The sequence below is a fragment of the Herbaspirillum sp. WTB6 genome (assembly GCF_057457785.1).
In genome coordinates this window covers 1,384,886-1,403,769 of record NZ_CP176522.1, presented here as the reverse complement: position 1 = coordinate 1,403,769, position 18,884 = coordinate 1,384,886, and the positions used below count along the sequence as shown (strand labels likewise).

Sequence of the window (18,884 nt, the reverse complement as noted above, 5' to 3'; positions counted from 1 at the left end):
CCAAGGGATGGCGTTATGGCATGGGTAATTTTGCTGGTCGCGGGCCTGTTTGAAGTCGCATGGGCGATCGGCCTCAAATATACGGAAGGCTTTACCCGCTTCTGGCCCAGTGCGGCCACGGTCGGCGCCATGGTCGTCAGCGTCGTGCTGCTCGGCTTGGCCGTCAAGAGCCTGCCGCTGGGCACCGCATACGCCGTCTGGACCGGGGTTGGCGCGGTCGGCGCTGTCCTGCTCGGTATCGTGCTGTTTGGCGAATCGGCCTCCGCCGCGCGCCTGCTGTGCGTGGGCCTGATCGTGGCCGGTATCGTCGGCCTGAAACTGGTGACGCCGGAGCATTGATTTTTACATCCCGTCCGGCACTGGCTACAATCAACGCTGGATTCAACCCTGGATAATTCTGATGGCTGTCAATCTTCCCCTTCCCGTTGCCGCCGAACTGCTACCGGTGGCCGGCCTGGAACTGGGCCACGCCGAAGCCGGCGTGCGCAAGGCCAACCGCAAGGATTTGCTGGTGATGACTCTGGGGCCGGCCGCCACGGTAGCCGGCGTGTTTACCGCCAACCGTTTTTGCGCGGCGCCGGTGCAGGTGTGCCAGGCGCATCTGGGCGCCGGGCATGCTCCGATCCGGGCGCTGGTGGTCAACACCGGCAACGCCAATGCCGGCACCGGTGAGGCCGGTCTGGCCGCCGCCAACGCCACCTGTGCGGCGCTGGCGCAGTTGCTCGGCTGCGCGCCGCAGCAGGTGTTGCCGTTTTCGACCGGCGTGATCCTGGAGCCGCTGCCGGTCGAGCGCATCGCCGCCGGCTTGCCGCAGGCGCTGGCCAACCGCGGCCGTGACAACTGGTACAACGCGGCCGAGGCGATCATGACCACCGACACGCAGCCGAAGGCCGCTTCGCGTACGGTCGTCATCAATGGTCAGACCGTTACGCTGACCGGCATCAGCAAGGGTTCCGGCATGATCCGGCCCAACATGGCGACCATGCTCGGCTTCGTCGCCACTGACGCCAAGGTGGCGCAGCCGGTGCTGGAACATCTGGTCAAGCAGGCCGCAGATGCCTCCTTCAACTGCATTACGGTCGATGGCGATACCTCGACCAACGATTCCTTCATGCTGATCGCCACCGGCGCCGCCGGCGTCGAGATCGGCGCCATCGACACGCCCGAATACGCGCTGCTGGCGCAGGCGGTGACCAGCTTGTCGCAGCAACTGGCGCAGATGATCGTGCGCGACGGCGAAGGCGCGACCAAGTTCATCACGATTCAGGTGGAAGGCGGGCGCGAGCGCGACGAATGCCGGAAAATCGCCTATTCGATCGGCCATTCACCGCTGGTCAAGACGGCGTTTTTCGCCTCCGATCCGAACCTCGGCCGCATCCTGGCGGCGATCGGCTATGCCGGCGTTGACGACCTCGACGTCAGCACGCTGAACTTGTATCTGGACGATGTCTGGGTCGCCAAAAACGGCGGCCGCAATCCGGATTACCGGGAAGCCGACGGCCAGCGCGTGATGCGGCAGAGCGAAATCACGGTGCGCGTGACACTCGGGCGCGGCGCCGCCAGCGCCACCGTCTGGACCTGCGACTTGTCGCACGAATACGTAACGATCAATGCCGATTACCGCTCTTGAGAGCGGCCTTTCCCTTCACAATTTGCCGTGACCGCCGGCTGAACCCCGCGGCCACTATCGATCTGGTTTGCCGATGACCCAACTCGACCATTTTTTGACCCGCGCCGAAGCGCTGCTGGCACGCCTGGAAACCATCCTGCCGCCGAGCGTGCCGGCGCCCGACTGGAACGCCGCCACCGCCTTTCGCTGGCGCAAGCGCGGCGCTGCCGGCCATCTGCAGCCAGTCGGCCATATCTCCGACATCGCGCTGACCGATTTGCACAACATCGAGCCGCAAAAGCAGCAGATCGAGCAAAACACGCGCCAGTTCGTCGCCGGCAAGCCGGCCAACAACGTGCTGCTGACCGGCGCGCGCGGCACCGGCAAATCGTCGCTGATCAAGGCTTGCCTGAACCAGTACGCGGCGCAAGGGCTGCGTCTGATTGAAGTCGACAAGAGCGATCTGGGTGATCTGGCCGACATCGTCGAACTGGTCGCCGGGCGGCCGGAGCGCTTCATCATTTTTTGCGACGACCTCTCATTCGAAGAAGGCGAGGGCGGCTACAAGGCGCTCAAGGTGGCGCTGGACGGCAGCATTTCGGCGCAGTCCGACAACGTGCTGATCTACGCCACCTCGAACCGCCGTCACCTGATGCCGGAGCGCATGTCGGACAATGCCGGTTATGTCCATACCGAGGACGGCGATCTGCATCCGGGCGAAACGGTCGAGGAAAAGATTTCGCTATCCGAGCGCTTCGGCCTGTGGGTCACCTTCTATCCATTCCGCCAAGACGATTACCTGGAGATCGTCGGCCATTGGCTGCGCCATTTCGGCTGCGACGACGCCCAGATCGCCGCCGCCCATGACGACGCGCTGCGCTGGGCGTTACAGCGCGGCTCGCGCTCTGGGCGCGTCGCCTGGCAGTTCGCCAAGGATCATGCCGGGCGGCTGGGCCATCACGATTAAATCTCCCCGGTACCGCAAAGACACTGGGTGTTTCCATATACTGGTCGATATGACCATTAATTTCGGGCGTTATATGGATGTTTTGACTCGATACTACCGTAGTAAGCGTCGGCCAGCGCTAGCCGATGTCTGACGCCATCGCACCAGTCGATGTCGCCGTCGGCATCCTGATGCGCGCCAACGGCGACGTTTTGCTCGGCCAGCGGCCGGCCGGCAAGCCGTATGCCGGTTATTGGGAATTCCCGGGCGGCAAAGTCGAGGCCGGCGAAACAGTGCTGCAGGCGTTGCAGCGCGAATTCATGGAAGAACTCGGCATCCGGGTGCTGTCGGCCGAACCCTGGTGCGGCGTTGAACACGTGTATCCGCACGCCCATGTGCGGCTGCATTTCTACATCAGCCGCGAATGGCAGGGCGAGCCGCAAAGCCTGGAAGGGCAAGCCTTCGCCTGGCAGGGCAGCGTCGAGGTGGCGCCACTGTTGCCGGCGACGATCCCGCTGCTCGCATGGCTGGATCAATTGCGGCGCCAGGATCAGGTTGGCGCCGCCACTCCCTAGAAAATGAACGGCAGCAGCGCCCGCGTGCGTCGCGCATAGGCGGAGTAGGCGGGAAAATGCTGCCGCAGCAGGCGTTCCTCGCGCCGTATCTTGAGCATCAGCACGATCGCCAACAACGCCAGCAGCCCCCATTTGGCGACGCTCTGGTACGCCAGGCAGGCGGCGACTGCGCACACCAGGACCGCCAGGTACATCGGATGGCGCACCAGCCGGTAAATCCCGCGCGTCACCAATTCGCCGCCGGCGCGCGGCTCCGGCAGTACGCTGATCGTCTGCGCGCCCATCGTGACGATGGCGGCCAGCGCAATCGCCGCTCCGGCGCCAAACAGCGCGAGATTGAACCAGCTCAGGGCAGGCGCCGTAAACGGCCAGGCCAGCAGCGCGATGAGGACGAATTGGGCGGCGACCAGCAGGTAGGACATGGGCTCGAGCGGCAATGCCATGGGATGCGGGTCGCCGCGGGCTCAACTTTGCGGATCGGCGTCCGGCGGCAATGGTGGATTGGTGGCGGGGATCGTATATTTTTCTTCGGCCCAGGCGCCGAGGTCGATCTGCTTGCAACGCTCGCTGCAGAATGGTCGGAACTTGTTTTCCTTGCTCCATTCGACCTGCTTGCCGCAGGTCGGACATTCGACGATCGTGCCCATCACGCGGCCATCCTCAGAAGTTGCACAGGGTCAGCTCGAACGGCACTTCGCCGTCGAACGCCTTTGGCTTCATGTCGCCGTCCTGTGAGGTGAAGCGCACCCACAGCATGTACTTGTTGGCCGAGATTTCCGGAATCGCGCCCAAATTCGGGTCCAGCGTCAGGCGCAGCATCTGGTAGGTCTTGCCCTGCAGCATCTGCTGGTAGCTGCCGCCCTGAGCGTTGATCTTGACCGTCTGTCCAGATTCGCGCAGCAGCCGCAACACCACGCTTATCGCATCGAACAGCGGCGCCAGCGGCGCGAACCACTTGGAAATATCGGCCAGGCGCTCGGCGGCCGGATGATGTTGCCAGGCGTAGTAAGACGGCAGGTCGAATTCGCAGGCGCCGCCGGGGATGATGGTGCGCCCGCGGATGCTCATCAGCCACTCGTTGTCGCGCACGTTCTGGCCGGTGCGGCCCTGCGCTGCCATCAGCGCGGTGCTGGCGCGGTCGACTTCGGATAGGATGCGCTCCAGCATCTCGGGTTGCACGTTGGGGTTGCTCTTGAAACCGAGCAGCGTTTGTTTTTGCCGCTCCAGTTCCTGCAGCAGGTCGGATTTCAGATCGGCGCGTCCGGCCACTTCCAGCATTTCAAAAATCGTGGAAAGCGCGACGTGGTGCTGCAGAGCGTTTTCCTGCTGGACAAAAAATGCGAATTTCTCGTAAAGGTCTTCCAACCGCAACAACGTGCGAATGCGCTCGTTGAATGGGTATTCGTAGACAATCAAAGTGCATTCCTTAAAAGTTTACCAGTGCCGGATTTACATGATTCTGAACGAACCACCGCAAAATTACAAACGCGGGCGGATCCGCTCAGCCCGTTTTTGCGCGTGTCAGGTAGAAAGCGTGCAAGCGCTCGACTTGTGGAATCAGGGCCGCCGGCTCGCCGTCGTTGGCAATCACATCGTCGGCCGCCGCCAGCCGCGCGGCCCGGGTCGCCTGGGTGGCCATGATCGCCTGCACCTGCGCGGCGCTCATGCCGTTGCGGCGCATCACGCGCTGGATCTGGGTCGCTTCCGGGCAATCGACCACCAATACCCGCGCCACCCGCTGCCGCCAGCGGCCGGATTCGACCAGCAAGGGCACCACGAACATCAGGTAGTTGCCGCGTGCCAATTTTGCCGCGCGCTCGCATTCGCTCTGGATCAGCGGATGCAGGATCGCTTCCAGCTTTTTCTTGGCGCTGACGTCTGAAAACACGTGCTGCCGCATCTTCACCCGATCCATGGCGCCGTCCGCGCTGACGAACCCGGCACCGAAGGCGGCGCGAATTGCTGCCATCGCCGCGCCGTCCGGCTGGGTCAACTGATGCGCGATCTGGTCGGTATCGATGATGGCGGCGCCACGTGCGGCAAACAGGTCGGCCACCAGGCTCTTGCCGCTGCCGATGCCGCCGGTCAGCCCGACGACGAAGAGCGAAGATGCGGCGTTCGTCATCGTCTTACAGCGAGCCGAGATACAGCGCCACCAGCGGCTTGCCGTAGAACAGCGTCAACAGGCCGGCGGCTGCCAGGTAGGGGCCGAACGGGATCGGAATGTTGCGGCCGTGGCGCGCAAAGATGATCAGCGCGATGCCGACCACGGCGCCGACTGCCGACGACAGCAGCACGATCACGGTCAGCATCTTCCAGCCGAGCCAGGCGCCGAGCGCGGCCAGCAGCTTGAAGTCGCCGTAGCCCATGCCTTCCTTGCCGGTGGCCAGCTTGAACAGCCAGTACACGGTCCACAGCGCCAGGTAGCCGGCCACCGCGCCGATCACCGCTTCGTCGATCGGCACAAAGATGCCGTTCAGGTTGACCAGCAGGCCGCACCACAGGAGCGGCAGGGTCAGGTCGTCCGGCAGCAACTGGGTGTCGGTATCGATGAAGGTCATCGCAATCAGAAAGTAGGTGAACACCAGCGCCGCCAGTCCGGCCACGGCACCGCCGAAACGCCAGATCAGCAGGAACGACAGCACCCCGGTCAGCAGTTCGATCAGCGGGTAGCGGATCGAAATCGGCGCCTTGCATTGTGCGCATTTGCCGCGCAGCAGCAGGTAGCTGATGAGCGGGATGTTCTCCAGCGCGCCGATCTGGTGGCCACAATGCGGGCAGGCCGAGCGCGGCAGCATCAGGTTGTAGCGGTCGGTGTGCGGCAGCGGCTGGCCGCTTTCGGCAGCGACGTAATTGTCCGATTCGCGCTGCATCATCTTCGGTAGGCGGTGGATCACCACATTCAGGAAACTGCCGATCAGCAGTCCGAAGACGCCGGCGACGGTGGCCGCCAGCCAATTGGCGGGTGGCGCCAGCCATAGGAATTCCGGCATCAGACCACGGCCCCCAGCTTGAAGATCGGCAGGTACATCGCAATCACCAGACCGCCGATCAAGACGCCCAGGATCACCATGATCAGCGGTTCCATCAGGCTGGACAGCGAAGCCACCGCCTCGTCCACCTCGTTTTCATAGAAGTCCGCGACCTTGCCCAGCATCTGGTCCAGGGCGCCGGATTCCTCACCGATCGACACCATCTGCGTCACCATGTTCGGAAAGACGTCGGAGTTCTGCATCGCCACCGTCAGGCTGGTGCCGGTGCTGACCTCGGTCTGGATTTTCCTGGTGGCGTCCAGATAGACCGCGTTGCCGGCGGCGCCGCCGACCGAGTCGAGCGATTCCACCAGCGGCACGCCGGCGGCGAACATGGTGGCCAGGGTGCGAGTCCAGCGCGCGATGGTGGCCTTGCGGATCACCGGCCCGAAGATCGGCGCCTTCAGCAGCAGCCGGTCCATGAAGCGCTGCACCTTCAGCGAGCGCCGCCAGGACTGGAAGAACAGGTACAGGCCGCCGAACAGGGCGCCGAAGATGATGTACCAGTTGGCGACGAAGAAATCCGAAATCGCCATTACCATCAGGGTCGGTGCCGGCAAGTCGGCACCGAAGCTGGTGAACACTTCCTTGAACGCCGGCACCACCCAGATCATGATCACCGAAGTGACGACAAACGCCACCACCAGGATCGAGATCGGGTAGAACAGCGCCGATTTGATCTTGCCCTTGATGGCGATGGTTTTTTCCTTATAGACCGCAAGCCGCGTCAGCAGATCTTCCAGGATGCCGGCCTGCTCGCCAGCGCCGACCAGGTTGCAGAACAGCGGGTCGAAATACAGCGGGTATTTGCGGAACGCCTGGTTCAGGCTGGTGCCGGTCTCGACGTCGCTGCGGATGTCGTGCACCAGTTTCGACACCGAGGGGTTGGAGTGGCCCTTGGCGACGATATCGAACGATTGCAGCAGCGGCACGCCAGCCTTCATCATGGTTGCCAGCTGGCGCGTAAACAGCGTGATGTCTTTGTCCGAAATGCGTTTGCCGCTGCGGAACGATTTTTTCTTCAGCTTGGTAACCAGGATCCCTTGCCGGCGCAGCGTGACATTGACCACGGCCTCGCCGCTGGCGCGCATTTCGCCGGACACGCGCTTGCCCTGCTTGTCCTTGCCCTCCCAGGCGAAGATCGATTCCTTGACCTGGCCGGCGGTGCCGCGGGCTGCAGTTGCCATCTGTCTTCCCCTTGTTATACGTTGGTGCAGGCGAGCACTTCTTCCAGGCTGGTGAGGCCTTGCCTGACCTTGGCCAGGCCCGACTGGCGCAAGGTCTTGACGCCTTCGATCTTGGCCTGCGCCTCGATTTCCAGTGCCGTTCCATGCGCCAGGATGATACGTTCGATTTCTTCCGAAATCGGCATCATTTGGTAAATCCCGACCCGCCCCTTGTAGCCGCTGTTGCTGCAGCGTTCGCAGCCGACCGGCCTGTACGGCACCCAGGTACCGTCCAGATCGTCCTCGGTAAAACCGGCTTCCAGCAGCGCTTCGTCCGGGATGCTGGCAATTGCCTTGCAAGTGCACAGGCGGCGCGCCAGCCGCTGGGCGGTGATCAGGATCACCGATGAGGCGATGTTGAACGGTGCTACGCCCATGTTCATCAGCCGCGTCAGCGTCGACGGCGCGTCGTTGGTATGCAGGGTCGAGAACACCATGTGTCCAGTCTGCGCCGCCTTGATTGCGATGTCGGCGGTTTCCAGATCGCGGATTTCACCGACCATGATGACGTCGGGATCCTGCCGCAGAAAGGCCTTCAGCGCCACCGGAAAGGTCAGGCCGGCACGATCGTTGACGTTGACCTGGTTGACTCCCGGCAGGTTGATTTCGGCGGGGTCCTCGGCAGTGGAGATATTGATGCCCGGCTTGTTCAGCAGGTTCAGGCAGGTATACAGCGACACCGTCTTGCCGGAGCCAGTGGGGCCGGTGACCAGCACCATGCCGTACGGACGCTCGATCGCATCCAGCAGGATCTGCTTCTGATCGGCGTCGTAGCCCAGAGCGTCGATCCCCATCTGCGCCTGCGCCGGATCCAGAATCCGCATCACGATCTTCTCGCCGAACAGCGTGGGCAAGGTGCTGACGCGGAAATCGATCGAGCGCGTTTTCGAAATGGCCAGCTTCAGGCGGCCGTCCTGGGGCACCCGTTTTTCCGAAATATCGAGCTTGGAGATCACCTTGATGCGCGACGCCAGCTTTTCCTTGATCGCCAGCGGTGGCTGGGCGACGTCGCGCAGCACGCCATCGACCCGCATCCGGATCCGGTAGAATTTTTCAAATGGCTCGAAATGCAGGTCGGAAGCGCCAAGGTTGATGGCGTCGGTCAGCATCTTTTGCAGGAAACGAACCACCGGCGCATCGTCGACGTCGGCGCTGCCGGCGTCGGCCGCCGGGTTGGCCTCGTCCTCGACGAAATCAACGTTCAGCTCGTCACCGATCAGTTCGTTGATCTCCTGCTGGGCGCTGTGGCCGCGCTTTTCCATCAGTTTCAGCAGGCCGGAATGATCGACGATCACTGCCTCGACTGCCAGTTCGGTCTGGAACTTGATCTGGTCCAGCGCGTGCAGATTGGTCGGGTCGGACAGCGCCACGAACACCTTGTTGCCGCGCTTGCCGAGCGCCAGTACGCGCTGACTCTGCATCAGCTTGGCATCGATCAGCTTTTCCGGCAGCAGGGCGGGATTGATCGCGGCCAGATCCAGTAAGGGATAGCCGAAGGTTTCAGCGCTGAAAGCGGCCAGGGCCCGGGCATTGACCAAGCCGCTGTGCAGCAGGATGTCGATGAACGGGATTTTTTCCTGCGCGGCTTGCTTGCTGAGTTGTTCCGCCTGCGCGGCCGACAGCCGACCGGCTTGCAGCAACGAGCGCGCGAGGCCTGAGATCGGAGTGCCGGATGCCGAACCGGGGAGGACTGCTGCCATAGGTGTTTATGCCGAAAAACGCGCGTGGAACATCGGAATTCCGTTAGATAATGCCTCTAGGCACCTGATTTGTAAAGTTATTGCACCTCGGATTGTTTCGTCACGGAACGTTGCAAGGTGCCTAATCGCGTTCGTCATGCTCGCTCGGGTCCGACGGCGCCACCAGCTTGACCATCTTGATCGCCTGGTTTTGCACCTGCACGATCTCGAGGATGCAATTTCCGATCTTCATGCTGACGTTGGCCTCCGGGATGTCTTGCAGCCACTCCAGCAGCAAGCCGTTCAAGGTTTTCGGTCCGTCCAGCGGGAAATTCAGACCCAGTTGCTTGTTGATATCGCGCAGCGTGGTGCTGCCTTCCAGCAGGCATTCTCCATTCGCATCCCAACCGAACTTGTCGGCGCGCGCCGCGCCCGGCACCGAGGTGGTGAATTCGCCGATCATTTCCTCGATGATGTCTTCCAGCGTCACCAGTCCTTGCACTTCGCCGTACTCGTCGACGATGATGCCGAGCCGCTCATGGTTTTCCTGAAAATATTGCAGTTGCGTAAAAACATCAGTCCCTTCCGGAATGAAGTACGGTGCGCCCAGCAATTCACGGAAATGTTCGGCCGTCAGTTCTTCTTCCAGATTCAGCAGGCCGACCGCCTTGCGCACGTGCAGGACGCCGACGATCTGGTTGATTTCTCCCTCATACACCGGCAGCTTGTTGTGATAGCAGGTGGTCAGTTGGCGCTTGATTTCGGCCATTGGTACCGACAGATTCAGCGCCTCGATCTGGGAGCGCGGCGTCATGATGTCCTCGACCGAAATTTTCCCGAGGTCGAACAGGTTGAGCAGGATGCTGCGATGCTTTTGCGGAATGAAGGTGCTGCTTTCCAGCACGATCGAGCGCAATTCCTCCGCCGACAGGCGCTGATCGCGCGCCTCGTTGCCGGCCTTGATGCGCAACAGTTTCAGCAATCCAGAAACGAACAGGTTGACGAACCAGATCACCGGCTTGCCGATCGTCATCAGCGGTTTCAGCACGAAGCTGGCTGGCAGCGCGATGCGTTCCGGATAGGTGGCGCCAATCACCTTGGGCGTGATTTCGGAAAAGACGATCAACAGGAATGCCACTGCGGCGGTCGCCAGCGTGATCACGCGCTCATGATTGCCAAAGGCGGAAATCGCGATCGCCGTCACCAGGCCGGTGGCCAGCGCATTGATCAACGTGTTGGCGATCAGGATCAGTGATAGCACGCGCTCGACGCGCTCCAGCAACCACAACGTGATGAGGGCCAGCTTGTTGCCGCGCTTCGCCAGATGCTTGACCCGGTGCCGGTTCAACGCCATCAGCGCGGTTTCGGAGATCGAAAAAAATGCCGACAGGCTGATCAGTACGGCGAGTGCAATGAGTTGCACCCATAAGGGCACGGTATCCAATGGGTCACCGTAAAGTGGTTGTACAGAAAGGCGGCGCCGCGGCGAGTTCGAATCCCGGGCGCCGGGTTTTACCGGCCCGAAGGGCCGTGAATGACTTGATTACGGGCGCGAGTCTAATCTATAGATGTTTCCGGTTCAAGTTTTTGCCGCCCGGGCGGTGGCCGGACTTGCTGCCGCGCCGCACCACGCCTGCGCCAGCCGCACCCAGTAGGTGGCGCCGATCGGCAGCAGGTCGTCATTGAAGTCGTAACTCGGATTGTGCAGGTTGCAGGGGCCGAGGCCGTGGCCGCTGGCGCGATGCTCGCCTTCGCCGTTGCCGATGAAGACGTAACAGCCCGGCTTTTCCTGCAGCATGAAGGCAAAGTCCTCGGCGCCCATGGTCGGTTCGACATTCGCCTCGACGTGTTCGGCGCCAACCAGTTCCTGCATCACGCCGAGCGCGAAGGCGGTTTCCGCCGCATGGTTGATCAGCGGCGGGTAATTGCGCTTGAAGCGGAATTCGATGGTGGCGCCGAAGGCGGCTGCGCTGTGTTCGGCAATTTCGCGCATGCGGCGCTCGATCAGGTCGAGCACCGGCACGTTGAAGGTGCGCACGGTGCCGATCAGGCTGGCGTCGTCCGGGATCACGTTGGTGGCGCTGCCGGCGTGGATCTGGGTGATCGACAGCACGGCAGCGTCGAGCGGGTTCTTGTTGCGTGACACGATGGTTTGCCAGGCTTGTGCGATCTGCACCGCGATCATCACCGGATCGACGCCCATGTGCGGCTGCGCCGCATGCGCGCCGCGGCCCTGGACGATCACCTCGAATTCGTTGGAGGACGCCATCATCGGCCCCGGCGTGACGCCGAAGCTGCCGACCGCCAGCCCGGGCCAGTTGTGCATGCCGAACACCGCTTGCATCGGGTATTTCTCGAACAGGCCGTCGTCCATCATCCGTTTGGCACCGCCGCCGCCTTCCTCGGCTGGCTGAAAAATCAGGTAGATGGTGCCGGCAAAGTCGCATTGCCGCGCCAGGTAATGCGCTGCGCCCAGCAGCATCGCGGTGTGGCCGTCGTGGCCGCAGGCGTGCATCTTGCCGGGGTGGGTCGAGGCGTGGGCAAAGGTGTTGAGTTCCTGCATCGGCAGCGCGTCCATGTCGGCGCGCAGGCCGAGCGCGCGGCCATTGTCGCCGTGCGCGCCGCGGATGATGCCGAGCACGCCGGTCTGGCCCAGGCCGCGCACCACTTCGATGCCCCATTCGGCGAGTTTTTGCGCCACCACGCCGGCGCTGCGGTGTTCTTCGAAACAGAGTTCGGGGTGCGCGTGCAGGTCGCGTCGAATCTGCTGCAATTCGGACTGGAAGAGGACGATGGAATCGATTGGTTTCAAGATAATCTCCTGGGAAGCGGCGCCGGTATGGCGGCGGCCGGCCGGTGCGCGGCAAGCGTCAGTCCCGATCTTACCGCCAGCCGGCCCGGCGCGCCGGCTTTGCAGTACGATGAGAATCAAGAGTGGATTCTGCCGGTGTTGCGCCGGTATTGCAGGAGCAGGAAGATGGGAATCAAGTCTGCCGTCAGGAAAGGTGCGCCGCTGGCCTTGCTGGCATTGCTGCTGGCCGGTTGCGCCCAGCTCAACTATTACGCGCAAGCCGCCCAGGGCCAGTTTGCATTGTTGGCCGAGGCGCGTCCGATCGACGACTGGCTGCTCGATCCGCACGCCGCCCAACCCTTGAAGCGCAAGCTGGAAACGGTGCGCGCGATCCGCCGCTTTGCCGCGCGCGAGCTGGGACTGCCGGACAACCGCAGCTATACCGCCTACGCCGATCTGAAGCGCCCGTTCGCGCTGTGGAACGTGGTGGCGGCGCCGGCGCTGTCGTTGCAGCCGCGGCAATGGTGCTTTCCGGTGGCCGGCTGCGTCAGCTATCGCGGCTATTACAGCAAGCAGCAGGCGCAGGAGTATGGCGCCGAATTGCGTGCTGAGGGTTACGACGTCCAGGTGGCGGGCGTGCCGGCCTATTCGACGCTGGGCTGGTTCGACGATCCGGTGCTGTCCACTTTTGTCCACTACCCCGATGGCGAACTGGCGCGCCTGATTTTTCACGAATTGGCGCACCAGGTCGCTTACGCCAGCGGCGATACCCCGTTCAATGAAGCATTTGCGACGGCGGTCGAGGAAGCCGGAGTCGAGCGCTGGCTGGACGTCGAGGCCGACGCCGCGACGCGCGCCGCCTATCAGCGCTTCGAGGGCCGCAGGCAGGATTTTCTGCGCCTGCTGCTGAAGTACCGGCTGCGCTTGCAAGAGATTTATGCGCAACCCATCGACGACGCCGAAAAACTGCGGCGCAAGGCGGCTACCTTTGTCGCGTTGAAACAGGAGTATCAGACGCTGAAAACCGGCTGGGGCGGCTACGCCGGCTATGACCGCTGGTTCGCCGAGCCGTTGTCGAACGCGCACCTGGCGGCGGTGGCGACCTACCATCAGCTGGTGCCGGCGTTTCGCACGCTGTTGGCGCGTGCCGGCAGTTTCCCCGAGTTTTACGCGAGCGTCAGGCAGCTGGCGCAAGAGGATCACGAGCAGCGCCAGCGGCAACTGGCGCTGCTGGCCGAGCCGCAGGCGCCTCTGGCCGAGCGGCATCGGGGCAGGTTTGATGCTGCCGCGCAGCAATCGTCGACCGCTAGGTAATAGCCTCCAATAAATCGTAAAGAACTTGCGCCATTGCACTCTGCCCGATACGATCACTGTGAAATAAAAAAACAGTCGTGCGATTTTTCCGTGAATGCAAAGTTTGCGGCGCTGGCGTACGAGCTTGCGAACCGTTATCGATAATCAGAGACAAGGGGGTGGAACATGGATAAATTCTGGCTCAAATCGTATCCCGCAGGCGTGCCGGCGGAGATCGATTACACGCAGTATCGGTCGTTGGTGCAGTTGCTGGAAGAATCATTCAAGAAGTTCGCCGCGCGCGATGCCTTTGCCTGCATGGACAAGCGCATGACTTATGCCGATCTGGATCGGATGTCGATGCAGGTCGGCGCCTGGCTGCAATCGCGCGGACTGAAAAAGGGCGCGCGCGTGGCGCTGATGATGCCCAATGTGCTGCAATATCCGGTGGCGCTTGCCGCCGTGTTGCGCGCCGGCTACATCGTGGTCAACGTCAATCCGCTATACACCCCGCGCGAACTGGAACACCAGATGAAGGATTCGGGCGCCGAAGCCATCATCATCCTGGAAAATTTCGCCACCACGCTGCAACAGGTGCTGGCCAAAACTCCGATCAAGCACATCGTGGTGGCGACGATGGGTGACCTGCTGGGTACGGTGAAGGGCGGCATCGTCAACTTCGTGGTGCGCAACGTCAAGAAAATGGTGCCGGCCTATACGCTGCCGAACGCCGTCTCGTTCAAGCAGGTGCTGTCGCAAGGCGCAGGCATGAGCCTGAAGCCGGTCGAACTGACCCAGGACGATGTCGCCTTCCTGCAATACACTGGCGGCACCACCGGCCTGTCGAAGGGCGCCACGCTGTCGCATCGCAACGTCCTGGCCAACGTACTGCAAGTGGAAGCCTGGATGCAGCCGGTGCTGAGGAAGGAGCCGGTGGTCGAGCAACTCACTTTCGTCTGCGCGCTACCGCTGTATCACATCTTCGCGCTGACCGTCTGCTACATGGTCGGGACCCGGGTCGGCGCAATGAATCTGCTGATTCCGAATCCGCGCGACATTCCCGGCTTCATCAAGGAGCTGGCGAAGTACAAGGTCAACATGTTCCCGGCGGTCAACACCCTGTACAACGGTCTGGTCAATCACCCGGAGTTCGCCAAGCTTGATTTCTCGCTGCTGAAGGTGTCGAACGGCGGCGGCATGGCGGTGCAAAAGGCGGTGGCCGACAAGTGGATCAAGGTCACCGGCTGCCCGATCGCCGAAGGCTACGGGTTGTCCGAGACGTCCCCGGTGGCTACCAGCAATCCGGCCGACATGAGCGAGTACAGCGGCACCATCGGCTTGCCGATTCCGTCGACCGAGATCGCCATCCTGGATGACGACGGCAATCCGGTGCCGCTTGGCCAGCCGGGCGAAATCGCGATTCGCGGCCCGCAGGTGATGGTCGGCTACTGGAACCAGCCGGCAGAAACCGCCAAGGTCATGACCGCCGACGGTTTCTTCAAGTCGGGCGACGTCGGCATCATGGACGAGCGCGGCTATACCAGGATCGTCGACCGCAAGAAGGACATGATCCTGGTGTCCGGTTTCAACGTCTACCCGAACGAAGTCGAAGCGGTGGTGGCGATGCACCCGGGCGTGCTGGAATGCGCCTGCATCGGCGTGCCGGACGAGAAGACCGGCGAAGCGGTCAAGGTGTTCGTGGTGCGCAAGGACCCGTCGCTGACCGCCGAGCAGGTGCTGGCCTACTGCAAGGAAAACCTGACCGGCTACAAGAAGCCGAAATACGTCGAGTTCCGCGACGAACTGCCGAAAACCAACGTCGGCAAGATCCTGCGGCGCGAATTGCGCGACGAGAAGAAGGCGGCGTAAGTCATCGCATCAGGGCGGGCGCCAAGCCCGCCAGGAAAAACCGCCCGCCGGGCGGTTTTTTTTATGCTCTTGCGACTCCCGTTACGTGCTTCCAGAACCCAATACTCCCAATGTAAACCGTTGATACCGCTTATGAAATGGCTGTCTTGTCAATATACTATAGCCATCATTGGAATATCGAGGGTGGCTAGCCTGGCTAGATGGTGAGCGAAGCCAGCGCCGGCAGCGGTCGCGGTTTGCGGTCTTCGCCGGTGGCGACATAGGTCAGCGTGGCTTCGGTCACCTTCACGGTTTGCGCTTGCAGCCGGTTGCGTTCGGCGTAGACCTCGACGTTGACCGTGATCGAGGTGGTGCCGACCTTGACGATTTCGGCATAGAACGACAGCAGGTCGCCGACGAACACCGGGTGCTTGAAGAGGAAGGAATTGACGGCGACGGTGGCGACGCGGCCATTGGCGCGCCGCACCGCCGGCAGCGAGCCGGCGATGTCGACCTGGGCCATGATCCAGCCGCCGAACACGTCGCCGTGGATGTTGGCATCGGCCGGCATCGGCATCACGCGCAGTTGTGGCATCTTGCCGTCGGGAAGGGTGGTGTTGTGTTGACTGAACATGGGCGGGCCTTGAATTTGGGTTAAACGCTACAATCGTCCACTATGCTGCGCAAGGCGTAGCATAAACCAAGCTTGCCCGATTCCGCCCGACTCCAGCCCCCATGCGCCACCGTTCCTCTTCCTATCCCGCCGCTGCCAGCGTCGGCCCGCGCAACGACTGGGCCACGCTGAAAACCTTGCTGCCTTACCTGTGGGCCTACAAGGGCCGGGTCGTGCTGGCGCTGGCCTTCCTGATCGGCGCCAAGCTGGCCAACGTCGGCGTGCCGCTGATCCTGAAACGGCTGATCGATCACCTGACGATCGGCCCCGGCAACCCGCAGGCCCTGCTGGTGTTGCCGCTCGGCCTGCTGCTGGCGTATGGCGCGCTGCGCCTGTCCACCACGCTGTTTACCGAGTTGCGCGAATTCGTCTTTGCGCGCGTCACGCAGCGCGCGGTGCGCACCATCGCACTGCAGGTGTTCCGCCATCTGCATGCGCTGTCGCTGCGCTTCCATTTGAATCGCCAGACCGGCGGCCTGTCGCGCGACATCGAGCGCGGCACGCGCGGCGTGTCGTCGCTGGTGTCGTTCACGCTGTTTTCGATCCTGCCGACCTTGGTCGAAATCACGCTGGTGCTGGGCTATCTCGGCTGGCATTACGACATCTGGTTTTCGATCATCACCGCCGGCGCGCTGGTCACCTACATCATCTACACGGTGGTGATGACCGAATGGCGCACGCATTTCCGCCGCACCATGAACCAGCTCGATTCCAGCGCCAATACGCGCGCCATCGATTCGCTGATCAACTATGAAACGGTCAAATACTTCGGCAACGAGGAGTTCGAGGCGCGCCGCTACGACGAAGGTTTGCGCGGCTTTGAGGCGGCGGCGATCAAGTCGCAATCCTCGCTGTCGCTGCTAAATAGCGGCCAGTCGCTGATCATCGCCATCGCGGTGACGCTGATCATGTGGCGCGCCACGCAAGGCGTGATCGCCGGTACGATGACGCTGGGCGACCTGGTGCTGGTGAATGCCTTCATGATCCAGCTCTATATTCCGCTTGGTTTCCTGGGCGTGATCTACCGTGAAATCAAGCAAAGCCTAGCCGACATGGAGCGCCTGTTCGGACTGTTGGAGCAGCACCGCGAAATCGCCGATGCGCCGGGGGCGCAGCCGCTGCTCGTGCGCGGTGCCGAACTGCAGTTCTCGCACGTCGATTTCAGCTACGAGCGCAAGCGGCAAATCCTGTTCGACGTCGATTTCACGGTCCCGGCCGGCACCACCACCGCGGTGGTCGGTCACAGCGGTTCCGGCAAATCGACCCTGTCGCGGCTGCTGTTCCGTTTCTATGAAGTCGATGCCGGCCGCATCACCATCGACGGCCAGGATCTGCGCGAGGTCACGCAAGCCTCGCTGCGCGCCGCGATCGGCATCGTGCCGCAGGACACCGTGCTGTTCAACGACACGATCGGTTACAACATCGGCTACGGCAAGCCGGGCGCCAGCCAGGCGGAGATCGAGGCGGCCGCGCGCGCCGCCTACATCCACGACTTCATCGTCTCGCTGCCGGACGGCTACCAGAGCATGGTCGGCGAGCGCGGCCTGAAACTCTCCGGCGGCGAAAAGCAGCGCGTCGCGATCGCCCGCACCTTGCTGAAGAATCCCGCAATCCTGATTTTCGACGAAGCCACCTCGGCGCTCGATTCAAAGGCGGAGCAGGCGATCCAGGAACAACTGAAGGAAATCGCCAAACATCGCACCACGCTGGTGATCGCGCACCGGCTGTCGACCGTTGCCGACGCCGCGCAAATCCTGGTGCTGGAGCACGGCCGCATCATCGAGCGCGGCTCCCATGGCGAACTGCTGCAAGCGGGCGGTACCTATGCGCAGATGTGGGCGCGCCAGCAAGCCGGACAGGACGAGCCGGCCTCGCCGCCGATAGCGGAAATGGTGGGCGATCTCGCCTGAGCGCGGGTTGCGGCGGGCGCGCCCATTTTTTCTGTCGTTCCCGCGGGGGGCGGAAATGCATGCATTTCTCCCAGCGTCGTTCGTCGTTACCCGCCAATGCGCAATCCGCTTTGCAGCGCGCGCGCAAGCCACTACCATAGTCAAATGGAAACCAAATGGCTGGAAGACTTCATCTCGCTGGCGGAGACGCACAGCTTCTCGCGCTCGGCCGAACTGCGCCACATCACGCAGCCGGCGTTTTCGCGCCGCATCCAGTCGCTGGAAGCCTGGCTCGGCGCCGACCTGATCGACCGCACCTCCTACCCGACCCGGCTAACGCCGGCCGGCGAGGTGTTCTACGAGCAGGCGATCGAAATGCTGGGCCAGATCAACGGCGCGCGCGCGATGCTGCACGGCAAGCGTCCGACCGCGCACAGCACGGTTGAATTCGCGGTGCCGCACACGCTGTCGCTGACCTACATGCCAAAATGGATCACCCGGCTGGAACAGGGCTTCGGCCAGATCCACGCGCGCCTGATTGCGCTCAACGTGCACGACGCGGTGATGACGATGGTGGATGGCGGCTGCGACCTGCTGCTGTGCTACCACCATTCGCGCCAGCCGGTGCAACTGGATGCCGGCCGCTACGACATGATGGTGCTGGGCCACGAATCCTTGCGGCCGTATGCGCGTTGCGACAAGAACGGCGTGCCGGATTTCGTATTGCCCGGCTCACCGGCCAAACCGCTGCCATTCCTGTCCTATACCGGCAACGCCTATTTTGGCCGCATGGTGGAGTTGATCCTGGCCGACGCCAAGACCCCGCCGCATCTGGAAAAATGCTACGAAACCGACATGGCCGAAGGGTTGAAGATGATGGCGCTGGAAGGACACGGTATGGCTTTCCTGCCGGAATCGGCGGTGTTGCGCGAAGTCCGGAACAAGCACCTGGCGCGCGCCGACGGCGGCCGGCCGGAATGGGAGGTCGAACTCGAAATCCGCCTCTACCGCGAACGGCCGTCGCCGCAGCGGCCGGGAAAACCAATCATCGGCCGCCTGTGGGAGTATCTGCTGCAGCAGGGCGCGAGCGGCAGCGCCGCCCTTCGCCGCAAACCGAAGGATGCCGCTCCCGCGCTGAAGCATTGACGCCGGCCGTTGAAGCCCGGCGCAATACCGGTTATGGTGGCGCCCGCAACAAGACTTTTCGCCCATTCGCGCTGCCGTTGCGGTCGCGTAACTATGCGTCATATGCATTAAAAGATGCTGACAAAGCATTGGCTTTGCAGCATCGGCTTGCAATAGGATTTGGCCCAATTCGACGCC

The 18,884-nt window shown here is 62.6% G+C and carries 18 protein-coding genes; 8 read left to right on the top strand and 10 right to left on the bottom strand.

The genetic code is table 11. The features are described from left to right. The first annotated feature begins 15 nt into the window (after positions 1–15). The 4 genes from sugE (at position 16) to mutT (ending at position 3,130) form a co-directional block, all read left to right on the top strand. Positions 16–339, top strand: coding sequence for a quaternary ammonium compound efflux SMR transporter SugE (gene sugE / locus ACK2VC_RS06495; protein WP_486732792.1), 324 nt, complete (start codon positions 16–18; stop codon positions 337–339). Positions 340–400: 61 nt separating this feature from the next. After that, positions 401–1,630, top strand: coding sequence for a bifunctional glutamate N-acetyltransferase/amino-acid acetyltransferase ArgJ (argJ, locus tag ACK2VC_RS06490; RefSeq protein ID WP_486732791.1), 1,230 nt, complete (start codon positions 401–403; stop codon positions 1,628–1,630). Positions 1,631–1,703: 73 nt separating this feature from the next. Beyond that, positions 1,704–2,576, top strand: a complete 873-nt coding sequence (locus ACK2VC_RS06485; RefSeq protein ID WP_486732790.1) for an ATP-binding protein — start codon at positions 1,704–1,706, stop codon at positions 2,574–2,576. Between the two features lie 125 nt (positions 2,577–2,701). Continuing rightward, a complete protein-coding gene (gene mutT, locus ACK2VC_RS06480; protein WP_486732789.1) occupies positions 2,702–3,130 on the top strand; it encodes an 8-oxo-dGTP diphosphatase MutT in 429 nt (142 codons plus the stop codon). Here mutT and ACK2VC_RS06475 read toward each other — a convergent pair. From ACK2VC_RS06475 to ACK2VC_RS06435, 9 genes are all read right to left on the bottom strand, one after another. Beyond that, positions 3,127–3,552, bottom strand: a complete 426-nt coding sequence (locus ACK2VC_RS06475; RefSeq protein ID WP_486732788.1) for a methyltransferase family protein — start codon at positions 3,550–3,552, stop codon at positions 3,127–3,129. The genes mutT and ACK2VC_RS06475 overlap by 4 nt on opposite strands. Positions 3,553–3,594: 42 nt before the next feature. Then, positions 3,595–3,777 (bottom strand): DNA gyrase inhibitor YacG, encoded by a 183-nt coding sequence (gene yacG, locus ACK2VC_RS06470; protein WP_486733183.1) that lies wholly within the window; start codon positions 3,775–3,777, stop codon positions 3,595–3,597. A gap of 13 nt (positions 3,778–3,790) precedes the next feature. Then, positions 3,791–4,546 carry a cell division protein ZapD gene (gene zapD / locus ACK2VC_RS06465; RefSeq protein ID WP_486732787.1) on the bottom strand — a complete coding sequence of 252 codons (756 nt, stop codon included), beginning with the start codon at positions 4,544–4,546 and terminating at the stop codon, positions 3,791–3,793. An 85-nt stretch (positions 4,547–4,631) separates the two neighbouring features. Further along, on the bottom strand, positions 4,632–5,255 hold the full coding sequence (gene coaE / locus ACK2VC_RS06460) for a dephospho-CoA kinase (protein WP_486732786.1): 624 nt from the start codon (positions 5,253–5,255) through the stop codon (positions 4,632–4,634). A gap of 4 nt (positions 5,256–5,259) precedes the next feature. Continuing rightward, positions 5,260–6,123: a prepilin peptidase gene (locus tag ACK2VC_RS06455; protein WP_486732785.1), complete on the bottom strand. Its 864-nt coding sequence runs from the start codon at positions 6,121–6,123 to the stop codon at positions 5,260–5,262. Beyond that, the gene (locus tag ACK2VC_RS06450) at positions 6,123–7,349 is read right to left on the bottom strand and encodes a type II secretion system F family protein (RefSeq protein WP_486732784.1); all 1,227 of its coding nucleotides are present in this window, start codon (positions 7,347–7,349) and stop codon (positions 6,123–6,125) included. Before ACK2VC_RS06450 ends, ACK2VC_RS06455 begins: the two co-directional genes overlap by 1 nt. Positions 7,350–7,363: 14 nt before the next feature. Further along, positions 7,364–9,088 (bottom strand): type IV-A pilus assembly ATPase PilB, encoded by a 1,725-nt coding sequence (gene pilB / locus ACK2VC_RS06445; protein ID WP_486732783.1) that lies wholly within the window; start codon positions 9,086–9,088, stop codon positions 7,364–7,366. Positions 9,089–9,209: 121 nt separating this feature from the next. Beyond that, positions 9,210–10,511, bottom strand: coding sequence for an HlyC/CorC family transporter (locus ACK2VC_RS06440; protein ID WP_486732782.1), 1,302 nt, complete (start codon positions 10,509–10,511; stop codon positions 9,210–9,212). Between the two features lie 135 nt (positions 10,512–10,646). Beyond that, positions 10,647–11,879 carry a M20 aminoacylase family protein gene (locus tag ACK2VC_RS06435; RefSeq protein WP_486732781.1) on the bottom strand — a complete coding sequence of 411 codons (1,233 nt, stop codon included), beginning with the start codon at positions 11,877–11,879 and terminating at the stop codon, positions 10,647–10,649. A 165-nt stretch (positions 11,880–12,044) separates the two neighbouring features. Between ACK2VC_RS06435 and ACK2VC_RS06430 the strand changes: the two genes are divergently transcribed. Both ACK2VC_RS06430 and ACK2VC_RS06425 read left to right on the top strand, forming a co-directional pair. Beyond that, positions 12,045–13,172 carry an aminopeptidase gene (locus tag ACK2VC_RS06430; protein ID WP_486732780.1) on the top strand — a complete coding sequence of 376 codons (1,128 nt, stop codon included), beginning with the start codon at positions 12,045–12,047 and terminating at the stop codon, positions 13,170–13,172. A gap of 165 nt (positions 13,173–13,337) precedes the next feature. Then, positions 13,338–15,020 (top strand): long-chain-fatty-acid--CoA ligase, encoded by a 1,683-nt coding sequence (locus tag ACK2VC_RS06425; RefSeq protein ID WP_486732779.1) that lies wholly within the window; start codon positions 13,338–13,340, stop codon positions 15,018–15,020. Between the two features lie 196 nt (positions 15,021–15,216). Here ACK2VC_RS06425 and ACK2VC_RS06420 read toward each other — a convergent pair whose 3' ends face one another. Beyond that, positions 15,217–15,633: an acyl-CoA thioesterase gene (locus ACK2VC_RS06420; RefSeq protein ID WP_486732778.1), complete on the bottom strand. Its 417-nt coding sequence runs from the start codon at positions 15,631–15,633 to the stop codon at positions 15,217–15,219. Positions 15,634–15,734: 101 nt separating this feature from the next. Here ACK2VC_RS06420 and ACK2VC_RS06415 point away from each other — a divergent pair, with 101 nt between their 5' ends. Both ACK2VC_RS06415 and ACK2VC_RS06410 read left to right on the top strand, forming a co-directional pair. Beyond that, the gene (locus ACK2VC_RS06415; protein WP_486732777.1) at positions 15,735–17,582 is read left to right on the top strand and encodes an ABCB family ABC transporter ATP-binding protein/permease; all 1,848 of its coding nucleotides are present in this window, start codon (positions 15,735–15,737) and stop codon (positions 17,580–17,582) included. A gap of 144 nt (positions 17,583–17,726) precedes the next feature. After that, positions 17,727–18,707 (top strand): LysR family transcriptional regulator, encoded by a 981-nt coding sequence (locus ACK2VC_RS06410; RefSeq protein WP_486732776.1) that lies wholly within the window; start codon positions 17,727–17,729, stop codon positions 18,705–18,707. Positions 18,708–18,884 lie beyond the last annotated feature (177 nt).